Annotated in this window: 4 protein-coding genes; all 4 read right to left on the bottom strand. The window is 76.6% G+C overall.

The features are described from left to right. The coding region (locus tag ACIY1X_RS25030; protein ID WP_399686011.1) for a type VI secretion system tube protein Hcp at positions 1-419 on the bottom strand (419 nt) is incomplete at its 3' end. 33 nt (positions 420-452) lie between these two features. Next, complete coding sequence (locus tag ACIY1X_RS25025; RefSeq protein WP_399686008.1) at positions 453-2,450, bottom strand: caspase family protein; 1,998 nt, start codon at positions 2,448-2,450, stop codon at positions 453-455. Positions 2,451-2,460: 10 nt separating this feature from the next. Beyond that, complete coding sequence (locus tag ACIY1X_RS25020) at positions 2,461-3,483, bottom strand: hypothetical protein (protein ID WP_399686006.1); 1,023 nt, start codon at positions 3,481-3,483, stop codon at positions 2,461-2,463. Between the two features lie 193 nt (positions 3,484-3,676). Further along, the gene (locus tag ACIY1X_RS25015; RefSeq protein ID WP_399686004.1) at positions 3,677-4,450 is read right to left on the bottom strand and encodes a hypothetical protein; all 774 of its coding nucleotides are present in this window, start codon (positions 4,448-4,450) and stop codon (positions 3,677-3,679) included. Between the last annotated feature and the right edge of the window lie 2 nt (positions 4,451-4,452).

The following is a 4,452-nucleotide window of genomic DNA, read 5'->3' as shown; positions in this document are numbered from 1 at the left end:
TGCTGGTCCAGCCGCGCCTGCTTGAGGGTGATCTCCAGCGTGGGCTGCTCCTCGGGCGAGTCGTCGCCGCTGGCCTTGTAGACCGAGATCACCACCTCCAGGTCGTCCGCCTGCTTGTTCAGCAGGCCGGCCAGCGAGGCGCTGGCGGCATCGCTCTCGCGCACCACCGACAGCGTGGTGAGCGACACGCGCCCCTTGTTGCTGCCCGGCGGCGTGTGCACCCAGGAGCGGAAGAAGTAGCCCTTCACGTCCATGCGCTTCTTGCCGTCGTCGTAGGCGCGGCGGGACTCGCCTTCCACCGGCGAGCCCTTGCTCTGCACCGACATCGCCATGTCGCCGTCGGGGTCGCCGCTGGCCGCCAGGTCGACCATGCGCAGCGCCTCGTCCACGTCCAGCTTGCCGTCGTTGTTGAATGACATGTGCTTCTCCTCGGATGTGCGGTTGACTCTTTCTCAGCGGCCCGCGGCGCCCCAGCGCACCGAGGCCGCGAGCAGCGGGTGTTCCTTCTCCGGCCGGGGCTGGCCGCGCACGCGCAGGTCGGCCATCGGCTCGCTGGCCTGCAGGCCGAACAGGCGCGGCGCGCTGTGCGGCGAGGCGGGGCTGGCCACCAGCAGCAGGCGGCCGCCCTGCGGTGCGCCGGCCGCGGCCTGCGGCAGCGCGAAGCGCTTGAGCGCCGGCGCCTGGGGCGTGCCGCGCTCGAAGCGGTTGGCGGCCCCTGCCTGCTCGGGGTAGAGGCTGTGCAGCGCGCCCTCGGCGTCGACGCTCAGCACCACCAGGTCGATGGACTGGCCGCTGGCATTGCGCACCAGCAGCGCCAAGCGCTGGCCGGGCCCGGGCGGCGCCCAGCTGGCCGCCAGCGGCAGCGGGTCGCTGCGCAGCAGGCGCTCGCCCTCCCATGTCTCCAGCAGCGCCTCGAAACCCTCGATGCGGCTGTCCTGCCCGAGCTGCGCGAGCTGCGAGAACCACTTGAGCTGCGCCAGCAGCTCGATGCGGCGGCGCAGCGCCGCGGCATCGCCGGCCGTCGCGCCGCCGGGCGGCAGCAGCCCGGGCTGCAGCGGCTCCAGCCGGCCGCCGCCGCGCCCCGTCTCCACCAGCCGCAGGTCGGCCTCGCCTTCGGCCGCCGCCTGCACCGCGACCGGCCAGGCGAGGCTGATGCCCGGCGGCAGGGGCCGGTCGGCGCGCACGCGCAGCAGGGCGCCGCGCGGCGGCTGCAGCGGGGCGAGGCTCCACAGCGCGCTGCCGGGCACGTCGCGCAGCGCGGGCGGCACCGCCAGTTGCGCGCTGCCCGTGGCCACAGCGTCGAGGCGGGCCTCGGCCTCGCGCACGGTGCCGTCGGCCAGCACGGCGCTCACGCGCACCGGCTGCTGCGCCTCCAGCCCGTCGAGCGCGCCGGCGTCGGCGCTCAGCCGCTCGCCGGCACGCTGTGCCGGCCACGCGGGCTGCGTGCTCAGCGGCCCGGCGGGGTTGGCGAACAGCGGCGCGTCGAGGTGCCCCTCGGCCACCGGCGAGGGCAGCTCGCGCTCGGGGAAGCGCCCCTCCAGCTCGGCGATGACGGGCGCATAGAGCGAGAGCACGCCGTTGTAGAGCTGACGCCAGCTCGCGGGCCGGCGCTGCAGGGTCTCGGCCACGGCCCAGGTCAGCAGGCCCTGCGGCCGGCCGCCGCGGCTGTCGCGCGGCAGCCGCAGCTCGGGCGTGACCTGGTGGCTCTCGGAGGCGAAGAAGGCGACGTAGCGGGCGCGCGGCGTCGCCGGCGAAGGCGGCGGCACGGCGGCGGGCGCGGCTTCGGCGGGCGCGGCGCCCGCGGCGAGCTGGTCTGCGCGCACGCCGCGCCAGCGCACCTCGTCGTCCTCGCCACCCTCGGCCACCGGCGGCGGCGCGCGCAGGCTGCGCGTCATGGAGGCGGCGGAGCAGGTGTCGAACACCGCCCACACGAACACGTTGCGCGCCAGGAAGGCCTGCACCCAGGCATCGACGTCCACGTCGCGCACGCTGCCGGCGAGCTGGCCGGAGGCCCCGGCGGTGCCGACCACGCCGCGCACGTCGCGCGCCAGGAAGTTCTCGGCCAGGCCGTCGGGCTCCAGGTAGCGCTTGGCCGGGTCGCGCAGCCGCGTGCCGTGGCCGGAGAAGTACAGCAGCACGAAGTCGCCGCTGGCCGACTGCGCCAGCAGGCGCTGCAGCGCCTGCTGGATGGCCTGCGACTCGGGCAGCGCGGCGCCGGCCACGCCGTCGGCCAGCACGGTGATGTCGGCCGGCGCGAAGCCCTGGCGCTGCAGCGTGTCGCGCATCAGCAGCACGTCGTTGCGCGGCGCCTGCAGCCACAGGGCGGCGCTCTGGTAGGGCAGCTCCGACACGCCCACCAGCAGCGCGCGCTGCACCGCCGCCGCCGTGCCCGCGGCCGCGAGCAGCCACAGGGCAAGGAGCAGGCGCAGGGCGGCCGGGGGCGGGCGCATCGCCGGGCTCCTAGGGCGGCCCGACCGCATCGACCAGCGGCGAGCCCCGCAGCACGGCGAGGCCCTCGCCGGGCTGCACCAGCCGCAGCGTCCAGCGGCCCTGCGCGTCCGGGCCGGCGACCACCTGGGCGCCGGCGCTGCGCAGCAACTGTGCGGCCTCGGCGGCCGACGCGTCGGGCCTGAAGCGCAGCACCAGGTCGCCCTGCGCCGCGTCCGGCCCGGCGGCCGGCGCGGCGCGGAAGCGCACCGCGTCGTCCTCCTCGCCGTGGCGGGCCAGCAGGCCGACGTTCTGCACGACCACCACCAGCGCCAGCGCGGCGAGGGCCGGACGCCACAGGCCGTCGCCGCCCAGCCAGCCGCGCAGCCGCGCCCAGGCGCCGGATGACGCCGGCGGCGAGGCGACGCGCCCGGCGGCCGGCGCGGCAGGCGCTGCGGGCGCCGCCCCGGCCTGCAGCGCGGCGGCCGCGCCGCGGTACAGCGCCTGGTAGTCGGTGCGCGGGTCGCCCTCGGCGGCCAGCGGCGTGCCCGACAGCACGGTGAAGCAGCCGGCCACGGTGCGCAGCGCGACGCGGCCGGGCGCGGGCTCGATGGCGGGGCCGGCGCCCTGGGCGGCCTCGTCGGCCACCGCGCGCAGCGCGGCCAGGCGGGTGGCGCTCAGTTCGCCCAGCACGCGTGCGCAGAGCTGCGGCGCCTGCGCCACGGTGACGGGGTTCCAGGCCTGGACCAGCCCGAACATCGGCTCGAAGGGTTCGTCCTGCGGCTCCAGCAGCACGTCGAAGGGGCCGGCCCAGTCGGCCTCGGCGGCGGCCATCCAGCCCTGCCAGCGGCCGTTGCCCAAGTCGCGGTCGAGCAGCACGCCCAGCAGGCGGCCCTCGTGCAGCACGCTGACCAGGCGCCCTGGCGCCCAGCGCGCGGCGAAGCCGTGCTGCGCCACCGCCTCGCGGCGGCGCGCCAGCTCGGTCAGGGGCAGCAGCAGGTCGGCCAGCGCGGTCGGGCCGGCGGACGGGGCGGCATCGGCGGGGCCGTGCAGCACGGCTGCCCCATCACCTGGCGTCGGCGCCGGCGGCTCGAAGGCGCCGCGTATGACGGCCAGCGGGGGCCAGAGCGAGCCCCCAGGATCGGGCTTCACCCGATCCGCCCCCCCGGGGGGGGCGGAAAACTTGGGGCGGCCCGGCGTTTTCCGGTCAGGGCTGCTGTGCATCGTGTGTCCTGAATTGGGTATGGCTTCAGGAATAGGACGCCTCAGCCCCGAGGATTTTGAAAACCTCCAGGATCGCGGCCATGTGGTCCGGCACGATGGCGATGCCCAGGGTCTCCTGCAGCCAGCGGCCGATCTGCGTGCGCGCGTAGTCGGTGGGCAGCGCCTCACGCTTGTGCACCAGGCCGAGCCGGCCGGCGCGATAGTGGTAGGAGGCGATGGCATGGCGCGCCGCCACGCCCGAGAGGCCGCCCGGCGCCTCCTGGCCGAAGCCCTCGCACAGCAGCAGGCGCTCCGGCTCGTCGAGCGCGGCGATGAAGGCGCGCGCGGCCGCATGCACGGCGGCGCTGGACAGGCCGTGCTCGGCCAGCCGCGACTCGGCGTCCTCGTGCGCGCCGAGCTGCGCCTCGAGCTGGCCGTCCGTCACCTCGTCGCCGATGGACAGCTTGCGGCGGAAGGCGCTGGCGCGGGTGCAGTCGATCAGGTAGCGGCGGAAGTAGGCGCACAGCGCGAAGGCGCTGGAGGGCGCGCTGTGCTGCGCGCGCTCGCGCGGCTGCGGCGCCTCGCCGTCGCTGCCGTCGTCGGGGTCGGCGTCCAGCCGCAGCACCTTCACGTAGATGAACTGCGCCACCAGCTCCTGCCGGCCTTCGCCGAGCACCTTCAGCTCCGGCGGATGGCAGCCGCGCAGCGCCTCGCCCACGATGCCGTACATGCGCCCCATCTCGCCGGGCGACAGCGTCTGCCGGCGCCGCCAGAGGCGGACCAGTTCGGCGCTGTCGGCGGACGAGAGGGTGTCCTGCATGG

It is taken from the genome of Xenophilus sp., from assembly GCF_044462705.1.
GTDB lineage: Bacteria > Pseudomonadota > Gammaproteobacteria > Burkholderiales > Burkholderiaceae_C > Xenophilus > Xenophilus azovorans.
This window is presented reverse-complemented; position numbering and strand designations above follow the sequence as displayed.